We start from the raw sequence: 20013 nt of genomic DNA, 5'->3' as shown, positions 1-20013 counted from the left end.
CCGGGCGTTCTCGAAGCGGCGGAATGAGTGTTGTGACCCGCGGTCACTCCGGGCGCACGTCGGTCACCGTCCCCACGCCCTTCGAGGAGCCTTCACGGAACACGAACCGCTGGCCCTCCTCGACGAGGTAGGGGCGGAACTTGAACCGGACGCGCGCCGTCCCGGTGTCACCCGGCAGGAGCCGCCCCTCGTCGGGGTAGAAGGCGGCCGCCTCGCTGACGGTTTCGAGGTGGACGACCGGTTCGTACCCCTCGCCGATGCGGGTGGGGTGGTTGAGCACCATCACCTCGGCGTCGAACTCGCGAACTGGCTCGGGGTCGGCGTCGCGCGGGAGCAGGGCCATCCCGCGCTCGATGGCCGACTCCTTGACGCCCTTCAGCGCGATGCCGACGATGCGGCCGGCGCTGGCCTCGTCGACCCGATGGTAATGCATCTCGATGCTCCGCACCTCGACCTCGCGGAACGAGCCGTCCGCCATCGGGCCGAGCAGGAGTTCGTCGCCGGCCTCGACGCTCCCCGAGCGGACGGTGCCCGAGGCGACGGCGCCGACGCCGGTGACGCTGTACGTCCGGTCGACGTACATCGAGAACTCGCCCTCGTCGTGGGCCGTCTTCGGGAGTCGCTCGAACAGTTCGTCCAGCGTCGCCAGCCCGTCCATCGTGACGGCGCTGGTGCCGACGATGGGGACGACCTGCTCGCTGATTTCGTCGAGGGCGGCCTCGACGCCGTGGCGGCCGACGAGAAGCGGCGTCCGCTCGGCGTTCCGAAGCAGGCGCTCGACCTCGCGTTCCACCTCGCGGACCCGTTCGTCGGCGACGAGGTCCGTCTTCGTGATGGCGACCATCGTCGGCAGTTCCGTCGCGAGCAGGATGCCGAGATGCTCGCGGGTGGTTTTGGTGGGACCGTCGTCGGCCGCCACGACCAGCAGGCCGTAGTCGAGTTTCTGCCCGACGAGCCCCCGGATGGTGGTTCGGAGCCACGGCTCGTGGCCCACCGTGTCGACGAACGAGACCAGACGGTCGGCCTCGCGGACGACCTCCGCGCGGTCGCTCTTGCGGTCGGGGTTGTCCATGCGGATGGCCCCGTCGTCGTCGAAGCCGTAGACGCCGTACGAGAGGTCCGCCGACAGCCCCCGCTCCACCTCGTGTGGCTGGACGTCGAGATACGCGCGGGTGCCGCCCTGGCCGTCGTCCGGCGAGCCGGTGACGAGCGAGCCGACGAGCGTCGACTTCCCGTGGTCGACGTGGCCGGCGGTCCCGACGACGATGTGGTCGTCGTCGGTGTCGAGCATCGCGCCCTCCCGGAGGGTGGCGACGCCAACGAGGCCGTCCTCGCCGGCCGACCACGTCTCCACGTCGTCGATGTGTGCGCCGGCCTCCTCCGCGAGCAACGAGAGCACGTCCATCGTCTCGGAGAACGCCTCGGGGTCGATGCCGGCGATTCCGCCGTCGTCGGTGACGCCGACGACGTAGGTGGCCTCGCCATCGCCCGAGAGGACCCGGTGGCGAAGTTGAGCGGCGAGCGACTCCTTGCGGCCGTCCGCGAGGTGGACGGCCCGGGTCAACCGCTCCTTGAACTCCACGTGGCCGCCCTCCTCCTCCCCGCGCTCGATGGCACGGTCGAGAGCGGCGCGGTCCGCGCTCATGTACGGGAACGCCTAGCAACCACGACGCTAAAAGCCTTCCCCGAGAATCGGCCGATTGCGCCGGTATTTCCCGTGTATAGCCGTCGGGAGCCGACCGGATGGCTCCCTACCCGTCGCCGGCCGTCGCCACCAGCGCCACCCCGACGGCCATCACGCTCCCGCCGACCAGAAACAGGGGGCCGACCCGCTCGCCCAGCAGGAGCGCGCCCAGCGCCACTCCCACGGCGGGCTGGGCGACGAACGTGACGCCGACGGTGCCGGCGTCGGCCCGCTCCAGTCCCTTGTACCAGAGATACCACGCCAGCGCGGTCGACCCCACACCGAGGTACAGCACTGCCCCGACCAGCGCGGGCGTCACCGTCACCGACGCGGCGCCCGCGTCCCAGAAGCGGAACTCCGCGAGCGCCAGCAGGCCGAACGCCGGCACGGATAAAAGCGTCGCGTACGTCGCCGCCTCCAGCGCCGAGTAGCGCCGCACGAGCGGCTTCCCGAACGCGGTGTAGGCGGCGTACGTCGCCGCCGCCACCACCAGCAGACCCGGTCCGACCCACTCGCCGGCGGCGAGCGTCGCCGGGTCGTACCGGCCGGCGAGCAGGACGACGGTGCCGGCCAGCGCCACCGCCGCGCCGCCGAGTTTTCGCGGACCGAGCGACTCCCCCAGCGCGACCCCGAACGCGAGCGTGAACACCGGCGTCAACACGGTGACGAGCGAGCCCTGTGCCGCAGTCGTGCGGTCGGTGCCGACGAACTGGGCGGACAGCGACGCCGTCAACACGAGCGCCAGCGCCGCGAACCCGGCCCAGTCGCGCCGCGTGAACGACCGGTCCGGTTTGGTCGCGCGGACGACACCCCACAGGACGGCCCCGCCGAGCGCGACCCGGACGAACACGAGCGCGAGCGGCGGCACCGCGGCGAAGGACCACTTCGAGACGACGTACATCCCGCCCCAGATGGCCGAGGCGGCGAGCGGAGCCAGCACCGGCGAGCGCACACGACCGCTCACGAGCGACACCCTATCAGTCCCCACCCGACCACCCGCTCACTCCGTGGCCCGCTCCAGCGCCTCCAGAAAGCCGTCGGCGTACGCGGCGTCGGTGACGAAGTCCGCAGCCGACAGCGCCGCGTCGTCGGCGTTGGCGACGGCCCACGACTCGCCGGCGACGCCGAACATCTCGGCGTCGTTCTCGCTGTCGCCGACCGCGAGAAAGTCGCCGGGGCCGTAGCCGAGCCGGTCGGCCGCCGTTTCGAGGCCGATGTCCTTGTCCACGTCGGGCGACTTGACGTGGTAGGCGTATCCCGTGTCGACGACCTCCTGACCGTGGGCGGCGGCGACCCGTTCGAGCGGCGCGAGCGGCTGGTCGCGCGCGACCGCTATCTCGGTCTCGCGCCAGCGGTTCACGAGGTCGACCGCGCCCCACCCGAGGGCGTGCCCCTCGGCCTCGTACGCGCGGGCGACGGCGTCGGCGGCCTCGCGGTCGCCGTTGTAGACGACGCCGTCGCCGAACCGGCCGCCACCGTACGGGTCGTCGCCGTCTCCCTGCTCGATGCAGACGACGCCGCCGTTCTCCGCGACGACCCGAATCGGGAGGCCGACGAACTCGCAGAGCGCGACCGGGTACGGGAACGCCTTCCCGGTGGCGACGACGACGGGGGCCTCCTCGCTGTACGCGCGAAGCGCCTCGAACACGCGGGGGTCGACGCCACGGTCGGGCTTCGGACGGGTGAGCGTGCCGTCGACGTCGACGGCCAGCGGGCGAACCATACGCCGACTGCCGGCGGGACAACTATCAAAGCCGCCGGTTCCCATCGGGGAGCATGGAGCGGGTCGCCCCCGACACCTACTGCGTCGACACGCATCTGATGGGCACGCCCGGCGCGTGCTCGCTGTACGTGCTCGACGCCGCCGAACCGACCGTCGTCGACGCCGGGGAGGCGGACACGCCCGACCGGGTCCTCGCGGCGCTCGACGAGTTGGGTATCGCCCCCGACGACGTGCGCCACCTCCTGGTCTCGCACGTCCACCTCGACCACGCGGGCGGCGCGGGACGGCTGGCCCGCGAGTGTCCGAACGCGACCGTCCACGTCCACGAGCGGGGCCTCCCGTATCTCACCGACGCCGCGAAGCTCGACGCGCTGAAGGCGAGCGTCGACCGCGCGATGGGCACCGAGAACGCCTACGGCGAGCCGGAACTGGTGCCCGCCGACCGGGCGAACGCGCTCGCGGACGGCGACCGCATCGACCTCGGGGACCGCGTCCTCGACTGCGTCGACGCGCCGGGTCACGCCCCCCACCACGTCGCGGCGTTCGACACCGAGACGGAGGCACTCTTTTCAATCGACAGCGCCGGGATGCATTTCGAGGGGCGGCTCTACCCGACGACGCCCCCGCCGGCGTTCGACCTCGCGGCCAACGTCGAGACGTGCGAACGGCTCGCGGAACTGGAGCCGTCGGTGAACCTCTACGGTCACTTCGGCGCGGGCGGCGACGACGCCGTCGCGGAACTCGACGCGTACCCCGGCCTCCTGCGCGAGTGGGTCGACGTGGTCGAACGGAAACGCGAGGCCCACGGCGCGAGCGTCGGCCCCATCGTCGCCGACCTCGACGCCCGCTGGCAGTCACCGACCGTCCAGCGCGACGTGGCGGGCGTCCTCCGGTGGCTCGATTAGTCGGTCAGGCGTTCGTACGCGCGGGTGACCTCCTTGAACGTCTCCTCGTCGCCGCCGCGGTCGGGGTGGACGTCCTTCACTTTCTCGCGGTAGGCCCGCTTCACGTCGGCCTCGTCGGCGCCCTGGTCGAGACCGAGCGTCCGATAGGCTTCCCGGCGCGTGGGGCCGGCGTTCGCGTTCGGGTCGACCCGCTGGCCCTGCCGGGTTCGCTCGCCGGCCCGCGCGCGCTGGCCGGCCTGGGTGCCGCCGCCGCGGGCCTGTCGCTCCGCCCGCGTTCGCGCCTCGCGGCCGAACCGCGGGCCCGCGCCGAACCCGCCGCGCTCGCGCGCTTCGTCGTTCACCCGACGGGCGCGCTGGCGGCGCGCCTGCTCGCGGACGCCCTCGCGGATGCGGCCGGTGGCGTGGTACCAGAAGAAGTACGTCGCCGCGCCGAACGGGAGCGTCATCAGCGCGACCACGGGGTCGCCGAACACCGCCGCGAGCACGACAAGTAGCACTGTCATCCCCGCGAACACGGCGGCGAGTCCGATGACGAGCGGCGAGCGGTCCACGCCGGCCGTTGGGTCGCCGGCACCGTAAGCCTCGCGGCGACGGCGACCCGCAGGCATTTGTCCGAGGGTGTGCTACCGGCTAGCATGAGCGTCTCCGGGAGCTGTGAACTCTGCATGGAGGCCGAAGCGAAGTGGGGCTGTGACAGATGTGGCAAACTCGTCTGTGACGACCACTACGACGAGGACACCGGCTACTGCACGGAGTGTGCCGCCGAACTCAAGCGGCCCGGCGAGCGCACGTCGGACAACGACGAGTGGCGCGACGGCGTCGACACGTATCGGATGGACTAGCGATACTCGTTCAGCCGTCGCTTCAGCCGCTTCGCGGCGTCGCCGGCCGCGGCGAAGTAGTCGCTCTCGTTCGTCGCATCCTCCCCCGCGAAGATGATGCCCCGCGAGGAGTTGACGAGACCGACGCCGTCCGCGAGGCCGTACTCGACGGCCGCCTCCGCGTCGCCACCCTGCGCGCCGACGCCGGGCACGAGGAACGGGAGGTCGGGGACGAGTTCGCGCACCTCTTCCAGTTCCTCGGGCGCGGTCGCCCCGACCACGAGCCCCACGTTGTCGTTCTCGTTCCAGTCGGCCGCACGCTGGGCGACGTACTCGTACAGGTGCTTCCCGTTGCCGACGTCGAGGTTCTGGAAGTCCGTCGCGCCGGGGTTCGAGGTGCGCGCGAGCACGATGATACCCTTCTCCTCGCGGGCGAGGAACGGTTCCAGCGCGTCGCGGCCCAGGTAGGGATTGACGGTGATGGCGTCCACGTCGTCGAGTATCTTCGCGTACTGGCGGGCGGTGTTGCCGATGTCGCCCCGCTTGGCGTCCAGCAGGACGGGGACGCCCTTCCCGTGGGCGTACGCCACCGTCTCCCGGAGCGCGCGCCAGCCGTCGGGGTCCTCGTAGAACGCGGCGTTCGGCTTGTAACAGGCGGCGTGTTCGTGGGTGGCGTCGATGACGCGGCGGTTGAACGCCCACCGTGGGAGGTCCGAATCGAGAAACTCGGGGAGGCGGTCCGGGTCGGGGTCAAGGCCGACGGAGACGACGCTGTCGGTCGCCTCGATGCGGGCCGCGAGGTCGTCGAAGAAGCCCATTACGCGGGAGTCCGCGCCGGCCCACTACAAGCTTCCGAGAGCGCGTCAGCCTCAAGAGGGGTGCGCCCCTCTCCCTCGGCGTGCACGCGGTCGGATTCGACCTCGACGAGACGCTCGCGGCGACGAGCCGTGACCGCACCCGCATCCTCGCGGACGCGACCGACCGCGCCGACGCCCCCGACCTCTCGCGGGACGCGTATCTCGACGCCCACGCCGAACACAGCGGCCGCGACAGCCGCCAGCCGGTGTTCGAGGCCCTGCTGGAGGGCCGCGACACCGACGCGACCGCAGAGCAGGTGACCGCGGCCTACCGACGGGAGATAGAGGCCGCGATGGAGCCAGTTCCGGGCGCCGCGGACCTCGTCGACGCGCTCCGACGCGACCACCGGGTCGGCCTGCTGACCGACGGCCCGGTCGAGACACAGCGGAGCAAACTGCAGGCGCTCGGCTGGTCGGACCTGTTCGACGCGACGGTCGTCACGGGGTCGCTTCCCGCCCCCAAACCCGACCGTGGCGCGTTCCTCGCGCTGGCGGACGCGCTCGGCGTCCCGCCCGACCGCGTGGTCTACGTCGGCGACCACCCCGACAACGACGTGGCGGGCGCGGCCGACGCCGGACTGACGCCGGTGCAGGTCGTCTACGAGGGCGGCCCCGAGCCTCACCCCGAGGCCGCCGCGACCGTCCGTCGGGCGGCGCTGGCCGAGGACCTGCCGGGCGTCGTCGCTCGACTGTCCTAGCTGGCGGACTGGACTGCCGAGGGCTCTTACGCCTCGCTCTCGTCGCCAGCGACACCGAGCGACTCGACCACCCGTCCCAACACGTCCGTCGCACGCTTCACGTCGGCACCGCTCTCGACGAACACGAGCGTCCGTGGTGGGTCGACCGCCTTCGGGCGGACGCGCAGGCCAGCCGCCTCGCCCGCCCGGGCGGCGGTGTCGACGCCGACCCGGAACTCGATGTGGGCGCGGTCCGGGTGGACGTGGGCGTCCGCGACGCGCTCGCCGTCGCGGTCGATGCCGTACGCGAACGCGCCGAACTCCGTCGGTTCGACGTCCCGGTCGGCGTCGACCACGGACAGTCGTCCCAGCGGGCCCGAGTCGCGGCCGTGTATCTCCGAGGAGAGCAGTTCGGCGATGCGGGTGCCGTCCGTCTCGCGGTCCCGGACCATCAGAGGTCGGCGAGCGCCTCCCCCCGCGCGTCGCTCACGTCGATGCCGCGCCGATGTGCAAAGAGGACCGCCGCGGCCTCGATGGTGACCGCGAGGTCGGCCTGCAGGCGGTTGATGCCCGCGACCGCCTCCTGTTTGTCGAGGCCGTCGTCGAGGCAGGCGTCGAGCACCTTCTCGAAGACGGACCGCTGTTGAAGGATGGACTCGTCGGGGTGGTAGTCGTCGGGCACCGACACCGAATCCGGGTCGAACGTCGCGCGCAGGCCCTCGTCGGTGCGTTCCAGTAGCCCCTCGCCGACCGCCACGTCGACGAGACGTTTCGACTGGTCGGGCGAGAACCAGTCGCGGTCCAGCGAGAGCGCGACGACGAACGACGACTCCTCGAGGACGCGGGTGCCCTCGCTCCGGAAGGGAGCGGCGACGGCGACGCGGAGGCTCATATCCGGGCGTCGGCGGGCCCGGGCAAATACCCATCGGAGCGCGACCCCAGAGCGACAGGTTCAACTACGCGCTCGGCACATTCGGGGACATGAAGAGTCACGAGCGCTCCACGAAGAAGCGCACCGGCGGCCGACGCCGCCCCATCCGCAAGAAGCGCAAGCACCAGCTCGGCTCCAGCCCGACCGAGACCCGCGTCGGCGACGAGAAGCTGAAGGTCGTCGACACCCGCGGCGGCAACGCGAAGGTCCGCGCCATCGAGGCGGCGACGGCCACCGTCGCCGACGACGGCGAGACGACCGCCGCCGACATCGAGAACGTCGCGGAGAACCCCTCGAACCCCAACTACGTCCGCCGGAACATCATCACCAAGGGCGCCATCATCGAGACCTCCGCGGGTCGTGCCCGCGTCACCTCCCGCCCCGGGCAGGACGGGCAGGTCAACGCCGTCGCGGTCGACGAGTAGCGTCGTCGGGTCTTTTCGACGCGAGTCTCCCGGCGTCAGTAGATGAGCGAGTCGTCGCTCTCGACCATGTACAGCGTCCGCGCGGCGATGTTGACCGCGTGGTCGCCGACGCGCTCGAGGTCGCGGATGGTGAGCAGGAACCGAGAGACGTCCTGCATCAGGTCCTCGATCTCCGAGTCGGTGGTCTCCTCGTCGACCTCCGTCTCGATGAGTTCCCGGACCACGACGCTGGACGCGCTCTCGCAGTGGGCGTCGATGTCGTCGTCGCGTTCGGAAATCTCGAAGCAGGCGTCGGCGTCTTCGCGCTCGTAGGCGTCCATCGCGTCCTCGACCATCTCGACCACCTCGTCGCCGATGCCCTGGATGTCGACGTCCGGGTACAGTTCCCGCTCGGCCTCCAGGGTGTAGTCGCCGAGGTTCGTCGCCAGGTCCGCGATGCGTTCGAGGTCGGTGATTATCTTGAACGAGGCAGCGATGAACCGCAGGTCGCCCGCGACCGGTTGCTGGAGGCTCAACAGGTCGATGCAGTCCTGTTCGAGTTCGAGGTACATCCGGTTTATCTCGTCGTCGCCCTCGATGACATCCCAGGCGAGTTCCTCGTCTTTCTGTTCGAGCGCGTCCAGCCCCATTCGGAGTCGCTCGAGGACGAGTTCGCTCATGTAGAGGACGTTCTCCTCGAGGTCGTCCAGTTTGGCCTGGTAGCCTTCGCGTGCCATTACTGGAACGCTCACCACCGTCCCGCATGAAGGTTGTGGGGGAAGTCAATACCCCTCTATAGATAGATATAGACATCACTATATACGGCACGGGGCCGGTCGGTAGCCACACGGAGAACAGGGGAGCGCTCCCGAGGGCCGGTGTCGGCAGCGAGTGGGACGGCGGAGCGGGAGCGTCAGCCGAACTTCCCGGTGATGTAGTCCTCGACGCGGTCCGACTCGGGGTTCTGGAACACCTTCTCGGTGTCGTCGAACTCCACGAGTTCGCCGCCGGTGAGGAACACGGCGGTCTTGTCGGAGATGCGGGCGGCCTGCTGCATGTTGTGGGTGACGATGATGACCGTGTACTCCTCGGCGAGGTCGTCGATGAGGTCCTCTATCTTCGAGGTGGCGACGGGGTCGAGCGCCGACGCCGGCTCGTCCATCAGGATGACCTCCGGGTCCGGAGCGATGGCCCGCGCGATACAGAGCCGCTGCTGTTGGCCACCCGAGAGGTTCAGCCCGGACTCGTCGAGCTGGTCCTTCACCTCGTCCCACAGCGCCGCTCGCTTCAGCGACTCCTCGACGATGGCGTCGTGGTCCCCCTCGACGTCCTGAATCTCCAGGCCGTAGGCGACGTTGTCGTAGATGGACTTCGGGAACGGGTTCGGCTTCTGGAACACCATCCCGACGCGCCGCCGCAGGGCGACCGGGTCGACGTCGTCGTCGTAGACGTTCTTCCCGCGGAGGCTGAGTTTGCCCTCGACGCGGGCGGCGTCGATGAGGTCGTTCATCCGGTTGATACACCGCAGGAACGTCGACTTCCCACAGCCCGAGGGGCCGATCATCGCGGTGACGCGCTGTTCGGGCACCGCAAGCGAGATGTCCTGAAGCGCCTGGTCGTCGTTGTACCAGACGTTGATGTTCTTCGCCTCGACGATGGTGTCGGCGACGGGCGTCTCGTCGGGGTCGTCGTCCAACCCCGCCGAGGGACTGGTCTCGATGAGCGACTCCGAAGTCGGGTCCGTGGTGGTGCTGTCCGAGTCGGTGGTGGATTCTCGTGTCATGGTTACGTCTGGTAGCGGTTGCGGAGGACGATGGCCGTCGCGTTCATCGTCAACAGGACGACGATGATGACGACGACGCCGGCCGCGAGCGCGCCGTGTTTCCACGCGTCGGCGGGCAGGAACGCCCACGCGTATATCTGCATCGGGAGCGCGCTCACGGTGTCGGAGAGCGCGGTCGGCACCGAGAACGTCGACTGTGCGGCCCCGACCATGATGAGCGGCGCCGTCTCGCCGACCGCCCGACCGAGCGCGAGGATGGTGCCCGTCAGGATGCCGGCGATGGACCGGGGCAACACGACGTTGCGGACAGTCTGCCACTTCGTCGCACCCATCCCGTAGGAGGCCTGCCGGAGCGAGTCCGGCACCGACCGGATGGCCTCCTGGGCGGAGATGATGACGATGGGGAGGATGAGCAGCGACAGCGCCAGCCCCGCCACCAGCAACGACCCGATGGACATGCCGAAGAAGCGGATGAAGATGCCCAGTCCGAGCAGGCCGTAGACGACCGACGGGACGCCCGCGAGGTTCGAGATGTTCACCTGGATGAGCCGCGTCCAGCGGGTGTCGTCGGCGTACTCCTCCAGATAGACAGCCGCGCCCACACCCAGCGGGAACGAGACGGTGACGACGACCAGCATCAACAGGACGGAGCCGACCAGCGCCGGGTAGACGCCCGCCTCGGAGGGCGTCGACGACGGGAGACTCGTCAGGAACTGCCAGTCGACCCACGACGGGGGGCTCCTGACGGCGAGCGCGTCGACGACGGCCGCGCCCACGAGCGACCCACCCACCACGACGACGGGGAACAGCAGCGCCCGGGAATCGCGTTCGGCGTCGGTCAGCGTCCGGTAGACGACGAAGCCAACGGGCGTGAGCGAGAACAGCAGGACGATGGCCAGCGCGTCGCGGCCGACGCCGGTGGCGAGCGACAGCGCGAAACTGCCCGCGGTCACGACGCCGAAGACGAGGCCGGCGGCGAGCAGTCCGGGACGGCGCGCCTCCTCGCGCCGCCGGACGACGTGGCCGACGGCCGCCGCCAGCGGCAGGACGACGCTCACGACGTAGATGCTCCACGTCGTCGGGACAACGGGGAAGTTCTGGACGAGTCGCGCGAGGCTCGGCACCGGGAGGCCGACGATGCCGTTGAAGTTCGTCGGGAGACCGGCCAGCCCGTAGACGGCCTGCACGACCTGCACGACCGGCTTCTCGGGGATTCCGACGAGCGAGACGAAGCCGACGAGCGCCGTGAGGCCGATTCGCTCGTCGAACGAGCGGGCCGGCGCGTACCGGCGGTGGAGCAGGTACGTGCCGAGCGTGAGCGCGATGCCGACGACGAACGAGAAGTAGACGAGCGGGTCGATGACGATGAAGAACACGACCATCCCGCCGCTGGCCATCAGGCCGGCGACCAGCACGGCCAGCGTCGCCAGCCCGGCCACGCCCGCCGACCGGTTCTCGCGGTAGTAGTACAGCGACAGCGCCGTCGTCGGCAACACCAGCGAGAGGAAGTAGACGAGATACCACGCCGGGTCGGGCCCGACGTAGACGCCGTCCTCCATCGCCACCAGTCCGAACGCGTCGAGCGCGACGTACACGAGCAGGACGCCGAGCGCGACGAGACCGAACAGCGTCGCCGCCAGCAGGAGATACTTGAACACGATGCCGCGGGTCCGGCTGACGTGGCCGAACGTCGTGGTGGTGTCTTCGGTACTCATTCGTACTCCTCTCGGTAGCGTTCCGCGATGAGGTCAGACACGATGTTCATCGCGAGCGTGATGACGAACAGCGTGAGGCCGATGGCGAACAGGCTCCGGTAGCCCGGCCCCTGCGCGGAGATGTCACCCGTCGCTAGCTGGACCATCGCGGCGGTCATCGGCTGGGCCGCCTCCAGGTACGCGCCGGGGAGCAGCGGATTGACGAGCCGCGCGCTCGACCCGGCCGCGACGACGACTATCATCGTCTCGCCGATGGCCCGCGAGATGGCGAGGATGAACGCCGACGCGATGCCCGAGATGGCCGCGGGGATGACGACGCCGACGCTCACGTCGAACTTCGTCGCGCCCATCCCGTAGCCGGCCTGCCGGAGGTCGTCCGGCACCGCCGACATCGCGTCCTCCGAGATGGACGACACCATCGGGATTATCATGATGCCGACCATGATGCACGCCGACAGCAGGTTGAACGTCGAGAGGTCCACGGGAAGGACGGCGTCGAGAGCGGGCGTGAGATACAGCAGTGCGAACACGCCGTACACGACCGTCGGGATGCCCGCCAGCACCTCCAGTGCGGGCTTGAGTATCGACCGGGCGCGTGGGCTGGCGTACTCCGAGAGGTAGACGGCGGTGCCGAGCCCGAACGGGAGCGCGATGAACGACGACCCGATGACGACGGCGAACGTCGCCGACACGAGCGGGATGACGCCGTACTCGTGGGGCCTGATGCTCGGTGCCCAGTTCGTCCCGAACAGGAAGTCGGTCACGCTCACGGTCTGTTCGGTGGCGATGCCGAACAGGAGGTCCAGAATCGACGCCGTGACGCTGAAGAAGCGCAGCGACGGCACCACGAGTGCGACGACGATGCCGAACGTGGTCAGCACGGACGCGGCCGCGCACACGAAGAAGAACCCGCGGACCAACCGCTCGCGGGACGTGTCGGCCACGTGCTCGGTCAGGTCGCTCTCTATCCCGTCACTCATTGGTGGTGCATCCTGTGGTATCCGAAAAAGGGTATCGCTATATATCCGTCAGTTACCCTGGGCTTCCTCGATAGCCGTATTGAGTTTGTCGAGTTCCGCCTGCATGTCCTCCTCGGTGTTGGGGACGTATCCCACCTTCTCGGCGACGAGTTTGTCGTTGGCGGACTGCTCGACGTAGAAGCGGGCGAACGCCGCGACCTCCTCGCGGGCGAGCGCCTCCTTCGACGGGTAGGTGAACAGCGGCCGCGCGAGCGGCTTGTACTCGCCGGACTTCGCGGTCTCCAGCGACGGCTCGACCGGTTCGCCGTCGCCGTCGTCGATGGCGAGCGCCTTCACCTTCTCCGTGTTCTCGGAGTAGTAGGCGTAGCCGAGATACCCCATCGCGTACTCCGAGCCGGCGACGCCGGTGACGATGGAGTTGTCGTCCTCGGTCGCCTGGTAGTCCTGTCGGGAACGTCCCTCCTCGCCGACGATGACCTCGGTGAAATAGTCGAACGTGCCCGAAGTGGAGGCCGCACCGTACAGTTCGAACTCCTCGTCGGGCCACTCGGAGCGCACGTCGCTCCACTTGTCGGCCCCGTTCGGCTGCCAGATCTGCTTCAGTTCCTCGACGGTGATGTCGTCGACCCAGTCGGCCTCGGGATTGACGATGACCGTCACGGCGTCGGTGGCGACGTTGAGTTCGATGGGAGTGACGCCGTTGTCCTGACACCGCTGTCGCTCCCCGTCGGTGATGGGCCGGGAGGCGTTGTTGAACGCGGTGTCGCCCGGGCAGAAGTAGTTCGCGAAGCCACCACCCGAGCCCGTCGAGCGCACGTTGATGTCCACCTCGGAGTGCTGCTTGCGGAACTGTTCGGAGACGGCGACACACAGCGGGTACACCGTCGACGACCCGGAGATGTCGATGGTCCCGGAGAGTTCGCCGTCGCCGCCGTTCCCGCCGCTCCCGTTGCCGTCGTCAGTGGGGTTCTGCTCCGTACAGCCGGCGACCGACAGCGCCGCCGCGGTCGCGCCCGCCGTTCCGAGGAACGTCCGCCGCGAGTAACCCGTATCGTCCGTCATCACCTGAACCGGACCGGGGAGCGTGTAAGTACCCTTCTATGATAGCTATGTTTTGGACTTTTTTCTATATAGACAAACCTTCACAAACGCTCTGCTCCGATTGCTACGTACTCTCATAAATACCCCCGCAAACAGCCTATATACCCCGTATGTGCCCCGAAAGTGGCGATTTTGGCCGTGGTCTCGCGCCGTCGGCTCGGAGTCGACCAGCGTGGCTCGCGCTGTCATGCGCGGCCGGCATCCGCCCCGAGATGGGATATGACGCCGGTATCTATCGGAATACGTGTTTTCCCCAGTTTGTATATAGATATGCGATAGTTTATGGTAGATGCGTCGGTGAGGGTCGGGTATGGAGACGCGCAAGGTGCAGGTGACGGGCGGGTCGACGTACACGGTGAGTCTCCCGAAGGACTGGGCGACGGACAACGGCGTCAGCGGCGGAAGCGTCGTCGAGTTCCATCCGGAAGACGAGGCGCTTCTGTTGACGCCGCGCACCGACGAGGAGAAGGTGGAGGGGACCCTCGACATCACGGGACTGGAGGGCGACCAACTCACGCGCGCGGTGATGACGATGTACGTCAGCGGCTTCGACATCATCACGCTCGAAACCGCACGCGTCACGGCCGAACAGCGCCGCACCATCCGCGAGGCCTCCCAGGGGCTCGTTGGACTGGAGGTCATCGGGGAGACCAGCGAGCGCGTCCAGCTACAGGACCTGCTCGACTCCTCGGAACTGTCTATCGACAACGCCGTCACGCGGATGCGGCTGGTCGCCACGACGATGCTCGCGGACGCCGTCACCGCACTCGTCGAGGACGACGACGACCTCGCACAGGACGTCGTCCAGCGCGACGACGACGTGAACCGCCTCTACTACATGGTCTCGCGCGTGTTCCGCTCCATCCTGCGGGACCCCTCGACTGCGGCGGACGTGGGGCTCGACCGCGAGACCGCCTTCGACTACCACTCCAGCGCGCGCCAACTGGAGCGGGTCGCCGACCACGCCTCGAAGATAGCCGAGAACGCGCTGGAACTCGACGCTCCTCCCGAGCGGGTCTGTGACCTCGTCTCGGAACTGCACGAGGCGGCCGTCGCGGTCATCGAGCGGGCGATGGACGCGCTCCTCGACGACGACTCCGACGAGGCGACCCGCCTCGCCAACGAGGCCCGGCAGTCGGTCGACGTGGTCGACGAACGGGTCCGCGAGGTCGACGCCGAACTGCTCGACCTCGAACCCCAACAGGCGCAACTTCTCGGTCTCGTCGTCGACTCGCTGTCCCGGGCCGGCGACTACGGCGGCAACGTCGCGGAGACGGCGCTCCAGAAGGCCGCACCGAAGCCCTGACGGTTCACTCCTCGTCGGCGAGGTCCGACTCGCTCTCTGCCCTCGAGATGCGGTCCGCGACCGACTCCATCTCGCGGTTCCCCATCGCGCTCTCGACGAGCAGGTGGCCGCCGATGACCGCCGGCGAGATGACCGTGTCGGCGCCCGCCCGGCGCAGTTTCTTCTCGTTCTCGCGTTCGGTGGCGGCCGCGACGATGGTGAGGCCGCTGTTGAGTTCGCGTGCGGTGAGGATGGCGAGCGCGTCCTGTGCGTCGTCGTTCGTGGCGGCGACGAGCGCGCGGGCCCGCTCGATGCCGACGCGACGGAGCGGCTCCTCGTCGGAGGGGTCCGCGGTTAGCACCTCCACGTCGCGCTCGCGGAGCCGCTGTGCCTTCTCCGGGTCGCGCGTGACGACGACGAACGGCGTGTCCGCGTCCGTGAGTTCCTCGATGATGGGGACGGTGAGGTCGCCCATCCCGACGACGATGACGTGGTCCTCCAAGAGGTCGAGCTGTGAGTCTGTCATGGTTCCGAGAGCGGTTGCGAGGCGGGCTTCGATGGCGGGGCCGATGAGCGTCCCGAGCGCGGCCGCGAACGAGGCGGTGCCGATGACGATGACGCTCATCCCGAACAGCCGGGCGGTCTGTGTGGTGGGTGCGGCGTCGCCGTAGCCGACCGTCGAGGCGGTGACGAGCGTGTAGTAGAACGCGTCCAGCACCGTCCGCACGTTGGCGAACTCGTCGCGGAGCACGTACGTCCCGATGGTGCCGTACGCCTGTGCCCCGACGATGGCCGCGAGCGCCGCGAACTGCGTCGACGAGAACGCGAGGTCGCGGTCGAACACCCGGTAGTTGAGCAGGACGGTCGGCAGCGACAACAGCGACACCGCCACCAGCGGGTACGAGTAGGGGCTCGACTGTGCGATTCCCTGCACGGCTGTCACGGGGAGCAACAGTACCGTCAGATACCACGCCGCCCGGAGCCGTCGCCGAAGGCCGAACACTGCCGCGAGCATCAGGAAGCCGGTGAACGCGCCCGTGAAGCCCGCGGTCCGCTCGATGGCGGCGGGAACGTACGGCGCGAGCGGCCCGGAAACCGCCGTCTGCTGGATGTTGACGATACCAGTCACGACGGACAGTAGCGCGACGGCGGTCGGAAGCCACACGGCTGCACGGACGCCGAACACCCGGAGTCGAGGCGCGACGCCGGCACGCCTGCTCATGTCAGATTCCGTGGCCGGGGGAGCTATAAGCCGTCCGGTAGTCGTATATCCCTGCCGTCGGTTGTCCGCCCATGGCTCCACTCCCCGTCGAGGTGCTCCGGGGTATCTATCTCGGCATCCTCACCGGCATCATCCCCGGGCTGGTCGCCTGGGCGATGGGATTCACGTTCAAGTACTTCACCGGGGTGAGCATCCCCGGGTTCGGTGTCGTAGTGATGGCGCTGGCGCTGGCAGGCGTCAACGGGGGCCTGCTGGCGCTGACCGACCAGAACATCCAGCAGAGCACCAGCGGCCCGGTCATCATCACCGCCATCGTCGTCGTCCTGATGATTTCGCTGTACGCCCACGCGAAGGGTGACGCGATGGGCGCGGCGTTCCCACGGCGGCTCTCGCTGAAGAGCATCCGCGAGCGGACGCTGTCGGCCGACGTGGTCGAACTCGTCGGAGGCCGCGGCCACGTCCGCGTGACCGTCACCGGTGAGGTAGCCGACATGGAGGGGTACCCGCCGCTGACCTCGGAGATTCGGGAGGGGATTCACGAGGGCGAGTGGACGTTCCCCGCGGAGCTCACGCTGGGTGAACTCGAGACGCGGTTCGCCGAGCGGCTCCGTACGGAGTTCGACCTCTCGGACGTGTCGGTTCGCGTCGACGAGCGCGGCGACGCCACCGTGGTCGCCGCCCCGCCGCTGTCCGGCCTCTCGAAACGCGTCCCGGCGGGCACCCGGGCGGTTTCGGTGGACACGTTCGTCCCGACCGGGCTGGCACGCGGCGACACCGTGCGGCTCCTCACCCCCGAAGCGACCGTCGAAGGAACGATACTCAGCGCGCGCTCGGACGTGCCCAAGACGCTCTCGGCGGCTACCGACGGCGGGGAGACGGAGGCCGAACAGGAGCCGAAGCCAGCCGCCGCGGCGACGACGACCGGCGGCGACGGCCGCGTGACCGTCGCGGTCCCCCGAGCGAGGGCGGAGGTGCTCCTGGAAGCCGACCGCCCCCGGCTGGTCGTCACGGCCAGAGGCACCCGCCGGGAGTTCGAACTCATCTCCTTGCTTCGGCGGGCAGGCAAGCGGTTCCGGAAGGTGACGCTCGGCGCCGACGCGTCGCTCGTCGGGTCGACGCTCGCGGACGCCACGCTCCGCGAGACCCACGGCGTCGCGGTGCTCGCAGTGCGGCGTCCCGACGGCTGGGTGATGGCCCCGCGCGGGAGTACCGAACTGGCCGCCGGCGACCAGCTGTTCGTCGCCGGGACCCGCACCGCGCTCGAGGAGTTCGCGGAGGTGGTCGGGTGATGCAGCTGCAAGTCGAGATGGACCTCCTCTCGCGCCTCCTGGAGAACCTCCTGCTCATCGCCTGGCTCGCGCTCGCCGCGGGCCTGCTCGGCGCCGTCGTCGCGGCCGTCCACCGCTGGTACGCACGTAGCCGGGTCCCCGAGGGGCTGACCGTCCTCATCGGTCTGTCGGGGGTCGCGGCGTATCTCAGCACAACGTCCGCGCTCGGGACGGTCATCTCGCCACCACCCGGCGGTGCCGAGGTGCTCGAACCGGGTGCCATCGTCATCAACACGCTCACGCTCGGGGTGAGCGCACTCGCCGCGGCCGCAGGCGGCCGCTCGGCCGACCGGCTTACCGAGGTGGTGGTCGACCGGTATCCGAGTCGCGGGGTCGACGTGTCCGGACTGGTGCGGGCGGGCGGGCGCGTCATCACCGTCGAACTCCCCGAAGACATCGAAGATATCGAGGGGTACGACCCCGTCCGTCCCGAGCAGAAGGAGTCGCTGGCTGGCGAGACACTGGTGTTCCCGCGGGGGCTGACGGTCGAGGAGCTTCGCGAGCGGCTCGTCGCTCGGCTCCGGAGCGACTACGGCGTCGGCCACGTCGACGTGGACGTGAACCTCGACGGCGAGGTCCAGTATCTCGCGGTCGGCTCGCGCGAAGCCGGCCTCGGCCCGACGCTCCCGCCCGAGACCTGTGCGGTCGCGATACAGGCCGACCCCGCGTTCGCGGCCAGCGCCGGCGACATCGTGCAGGTGTACCGCCCGGCCGAGGAGGGGTACGAGCGGGTGTGTTCGGGGGAACTTCGGGGGGCCGCCGAGAACCTCGTCACGCTCGCTGTCGACGCCGCGGACGTGTCGGCACTCGACCAGACGACGCGATACCGACTCGTCACTCTCCCCGTCGAACCGCGGTCGGACCGCGAGTTCGCGTCGCTGCTGCGCGCCGCCGAAGAGACGATGGCCGTCGTGACGCTGGCTGACGGGAGTTCCTTGCTGGCGTCGACAGTCGGCGCTGTCGACGCCTCCGTCGTCGCGGTGCGTGGCGTCGACGGGACCGTCGACCCGATTCCCGCGCGCTCGCGGGCGCTTTCGGCCGGAGAGTCCCTCTACGTCATCGCACGCCCGGACCGCCTTCGGAAGCTCGATGCCGCCGCACGCGCCGGAGGCGACAACGACTAATCCCGTCGGGCCCCACGCTCCGGCAATGGCCGACGAGCCTATCGACCCCAGCGACATCGGGGAGACCGACGCTCCACCCGTCGAGGAGGCGCCGTACAAGATCATCTTCGAGGCCAACAAGTGCATCGCCGCAGGGAAATGTGCCGAAGTCTCGGCCAACTGGGAGATGGACCTCTCGGCGGGGCTCGCCCAGCCCCGGACCTACTTCTTCGGCGAGGAGGACCTCGACCACAACGTCCGCGCGGCCGAGGTCTGTCCTGCCAAGAAAGACCGGGGTGTCATCCACGTCGTCGACCGCCGGACGAACGAGGAGATAGCGCCCGACCCGGAAGGGGACGGCACGCTGTCCGTCGATTGGTGAACAGGCGACGCGGCGTCGGCCGGCCCGTGTGTCGCGCTCCCGCCTCGTCCGGGCCGGGACTGCTCGTCAGTGCACGCGGCGTGTGGCCGCGGTTTCCCACTTGAACCTTCGTCCGACCGTAACGGCTTTTCCGCAGACGGTGCGAGGGGAGACTGCGCGGGGGTGGCCGAGTCTGGACAAAGGCGGCGGACTTAAGATCCGCTCGCGCAGGCGTTCGAGGGTTCGAATCCCTTCCCCCGCATTCCTGCCGCGAGCGACAGCGAGCGGCTGTAATCGGTCGTGGGATTCGAAGCAGGGAGCGAACGGAGTGAGCGACCGTGGTGAGAATCCCTTCCCCCGCACCTTTTTGCGCTTCGGGTTTCCTCGGCCGCCTTCGGCGGCCTGCGGGAACCACTCGGCGCAAAAATCTGCACCAAAAAGAGCCGCAGGCTCGGCCTTCGGCCTCGCCTGCGGTGAACCGCTCGGTCGCTTCGCTCCCTCGCGGATGCTGATGGCCGACGCCAGACATTCGGATTCCGTTACGAGCCGTTTTTCCGCTCCCACGCCCTACCGTACGCCAATGAACCTCCCCGAATCCGCCGAACGCGCCTTCGATTCACACGACGCGTTCGAGCGGGCCGGCGACGAGTTTGCGCTGACGACCACCGCGTTCGACGGCACGGTCACCGCAAGCGAGACCGACGACTGGGCGCACCGCTACGTCCTTACCGTCCGCGCCCCGATGCTCTCGGCCGCGGTCGAGGGCGATGTCGGTCCGGCCGTCGAGGACGGCTGGTTCGACACCTTCTCGCTCCGACTGGAGGACGCGCCCGGAGCGGTGCGGGATGACGTGGAACTGGCCGAACTCGACGTGCACGAACTGGACGGCGACGCCGTCGCAGTGTTCGAGTTCGAGTGGGGCAACGCTGACCGTGCGCCCGCCATCGCCAAGGCGCTCGCGGAGTACGTCGAAGGGACCTACATGGAGGGCATCGTTCCCGGCTACGACTACACCGAACCCGTCGCCTCGATGCTCTCGCAGGCGAGTCAGGGCGAGGCGGGAAGCGGGACCCCGCTGTAGAAGAGGAATCAGCCGAGTGGACCGGGGGCGGACGGAGCGAAGGTGCCGTTGG

General features: G+C 69.2%; 22 protein-coding genes and 1 tRNA gene. 10 read left to right on the top strand and 13 right to left on the bottom strand.

What is annotated here, in order from left to right:
- Positions 1–43 precede the first annotated feature (43 nt).
- From NL112_RS10650 to NL112_RS10640, 3 genes are all read right to left on the bottom strand, one after another.
- Complete coding sequence (locus NL112_RS10650; protein ID WP_255148815.1) at positions 44–1645, bottom strand: GTPBP1 family GTP-binding protein; 1602 nt, start codon at positions 1643–1645, stop codon at positions 44–46.
- Between the two features lie 106 nt (positions 1646–1751).
- Entirely contained in the window at positions 1752–2624 is an 873-nt protein-coding gene (locus NL112_RS10645; RefSeq protein ID WP_255148814.1) for a DMT family transporter, read from the bottom strand.
- Between the two features lie 60 nt (positions 2625–2684).
- Positions 2685–3407 carry an HAD hydrolase family protein gene (locus NL112_RS10640; RefSeq protein WP_255148813.1) on the bottom strand — a complete coding sequence of 241 codons (723 nt, stop codon included), beginning with the start codon at positions 3405–3407 and terminating at the stop codon, positions 2685–2687.
- Between the two features lie 53 nt (positions 3408–3460).
- Here NL112_RS10640 and NL112_RS10635 point away from each other — a divergent pair, with 53 nt between their 5' ends.
- Entirely contained in the window at positions 3461–4312 is an 852-nt protein-coding gene (locus NL112_RS10635) for an MBL fold metallo-hydrolase (RefSeq protein ID WP_255148812.1), read from the top strand.
- On the opposite strand, the gene NL112_RS10630 is transcribed toward NL112_RS10635, so the two are convergent.
- A complete protein-coding gene (locus NL112_RS10630; RefSeq protein WP_255148811.1) occupies positions 4309–4920 on the bottom strand; it encodes a J domain-containing protein in 612 nt (203 codons plus the stop codon). The two genes, NL112_RS10635 and NL112_RS10630, sit on opposite strands and share 4 nt — an antisense overlap.
- Positions 4921–4947: 27 nt before the next feature.
- Between NL112_RS10630 and NL112_RS10625 the strand changes: the two genes are divergently transcribed.
- Entirely contained in the window at positions 4948–5154 is a 207-nt protein-coding gene (locus NL112_RS10625) for a hypothetical protein (protein WP_255148810.1), read from the top strand.
- Here the strand turns inward: NL112_RS10625 and pyrF are convergent.
- Positions 5151–5951, bottom strand: coding sequence for an orotidine-5'-phosphate decarboxylase (pyrF, locus tag NL112_RS10620; RefSeq protein ID WP_255148809.1), 801 nt, complete (start codon positions 5949–5951; stop codon positions 5151–5153). The two genes, NL112_RS10625 and pyrF, sit on opposite strands and share 4 nt — an antisense overlap.
- Before the next feature lie 80 nt (positions 5952–6031).
- Between pyrF and NL112_RS10615 the strand changes: the two genes are divergently transcribed.
- Positions 6032–6688, top strand: coding sequence for an HAD family hydrolase (locus NL112_RS10615; protein WP_255148808.1), 657 nt, complete (start codon positions 6032–6034; stop codon positions 6686–6688).
- Between the two features lie 26 nt (positions 6689–6714).
- Here the strand turns inward: NL112_RS10615 and NL112_RS10610 are convergent, their stop codons facing one another.
- Together NL112_RS10610 and NL112_RS10605 are read right to left on the bottom strand one after the other, a co-directional pair.
- Positions 6715–7119 carry a DUF7993 family protein gene (locus NL112_RS10610; protein WP_255148807.1) on the bottom strand — a complete coding sequence of 135 codons (405 nt, stop codon included), beginning with the start codon at positions 7117–7119 and terminating at the stop codon, positions 6715–6717.
- Positions 7119–7559 carry a DUF2240 family protein gene (locus tag NL112_RS10605; RefSeq protein WP_255148806.1) on the bottom strand — a complete coding sequence of 147 codons (441 nt, stop codon included), beginning with the start codon at positions 7557–7559 and terminating at the stop codon, positions 7119–7121. Before NL112_RS10605 ends, NL112_RS10610 begins: the two co-directional genes overlap by 1 nt.
- Positions 7560–7648: 89 nt before the next feature.
- Between NL112_RS10605 and NL112_RS10600 the strand changes: the two genes are divergently transcribed.
- Positions 7649–8023: a 30S ribosomal protein S8e gene (locus tag NL112_RS10600; protein WP_255148805.1), complete on the top strand. Its 375-nt coding sequence runs from the start codon at positions 7649–7651 to the stop codon at positions 8021–8023.
- A 35-nt stretch (positions 8024–8058) separates the two neighbouring features.
- On the opposite strand, the gene phoU is transcribed toward NL112_RS10600, so the two are convergent.
- The 5 genes from phoU to NL112_RS10575 all read right to left on the bottom strand — a co-directional run bounded on the left by phoU (position 8059) and on the right by NL112_RS10575 (position 13542).
- Positions 8059–8739: a phosphate signaling complex protein PhoU gene (phoU, locus tag NL112_RS10595; protein WP_255148804.1), complete on the bottom strand. Its 681-nt coding sequence runs from the start codon at positions 8737–8739 to the stop codon at positions 8059–8061.
- Positions 8740–8915: 176 nt separating this feature from the next.
- Positions 8916–9785 (bottom strand): phosphate ABC transporter ATP-binding protein PstB, encoded by an 870-nt coding sequence (gene pstB, locus NL112_RS10590; protein WP_255148803.1) that lies wholly within the window; start codon positions 9783–9785, stop codon positions 8916–8918.
- A gap of 2 nt (positions 9786–9787) precedes the next feature.
- A complete protein-coding gene (gene pstA / locus NL112_RS10585; RefSeq protein ID WP_255148802.1) occupies positions 9788–11500 on the bottom strand; it encodes a phosphate ABC transporter permease PstA in 1713 nt (570 codons plus the stop codon).
- The gene (gene pstC / locus NL112_RS10580; RefSeq protein ID WP_255148801.1) at positions 11497–12480 is read right to left on the bottom strand and encodes a phosphate ABC transporter permease subunit PstC; all 984 of its coding nucleotides are present in this window, start codon (positions 12478–12480) and stop codon (positions 11497–11499) included. Before pstC ends, pstA begins: the two co-directional genes overlap by 4 nt.
- Positions 12481–12528: 48 nt before the next feature.
- Complete coding sequence (locus tag NL112_RS10575; RefSeq protein ID WP_255148800.1) at positions 12529–13542, bottom strand: PstS family phosphate ABC transporter substrate-binding protein; 1014 nt, start codon at positions 13540–13542, stop codon at positions 12529–12531.
- A gap of 349 nt (positions 13543–13891) precedes the next feature.
- Between NL112_RS10575 and NL112_RS10570 the strand changes: the two genes are divergently transcribed.
- A complete protein-coding gene (locus NL112_RS10570; protein ID WP_255148799.1) occupies positions 13892–14887 on the top strand; it encodes a phosphate uptake regulator PhoU in 996 nt (331 codons plus the stop codon).
- A gap of 4 nt (positions 14888–14891) precedes the next feature.
- Here NL112_RS10570 and NL112_RS10565 read toward each other — a convergent pair whose 3' ends face one another.
- The gene (locus tag NL112_RS10565; RefSeq protein WP_255148798.1) at positions 14892–16088 is read right to left on the bottom strand and encodes an NAD-binding protein; all 1197 of its coding nucleotides are present in this window, start codon (positions 16086–16088) and stop codon (positions 14892–14894) included.
- 71 nt (positions 16089–16159) lie between these two features.
- Between NL112_RS10565 and NL112_RS10560 the strand changes: the two genes are divergently transcribed.
- The 5 genes from NL112_RS10560 to NL112_RS10540 all read left to right on the top strand — a co-directional run bounded on the left by NL112_RS10560 (position 16160) and on the right by NL112_RS10540 (position 19961).
- Positions 16160–17377 carry a potassium channel family protein gene (locus NL112_RS10560; protein WP_255148797.1) on the top strand — a complete coding sequence of 406 codons (1218 nt, stop codon included), beginning with the start codon at positions 16160–16162 and terminating at the stop codon, positions 17375–17377.
- Positions 17377–18540: a DUF8167 domain-containing protein gene (locus tag NL112_RS10555; RefSeq protein ID WP_255148796.1), complete on the top strand. Its 1164-nt coding sequence runs from the start codon at positions 17377–17379 to the stop codon at positions 18538–18540. Before NL112_RS10560 ends, NL112_RS10555 begins: the two co-directional genes overlap by 1 nt.
- A gap of 25 nt (positions 18541–18565) precedes the next feature.
- Entirely contained in the window at positions 18566–18901 is a 336-nt protein-coding gene (locus NL112_RS10550; protein ID WP_255148795.1) for a ferredoxin, read from the top strand.
- Between the two features lie 156 nt (positions 18902–19057).
- A tRNA-Leu gene (locus tag NL112_RS10545) sits at positions 19058–19142 on the top strand.
- A gap of 318 nt (positions 19143–19460) precedes the next feature.
- Positions 19461–19961, top strand: a complete 501-nt coding sequence (locus tag NL112_RS10540; protein WP_255148794.1) for a DUF5813 family protein — start codon at positions 19461–19463, stop codon at positions 19959–19961.
- Positions 19962–20013: the final 52 nt, after the last annotated feature.

This window comes from Halorarius halobius (genome assembly GCF_024298865.1).
Taxonomy (GTDB): domain Archaea; phylum Halobacteriota; class Halobacteria; order Halobacteriales; family Haloarculaceae; genus Halorarius; species Halorarius halobius.
This window is presented reverse-complemented; position numbering and strand designations above follow the sequence as displayed.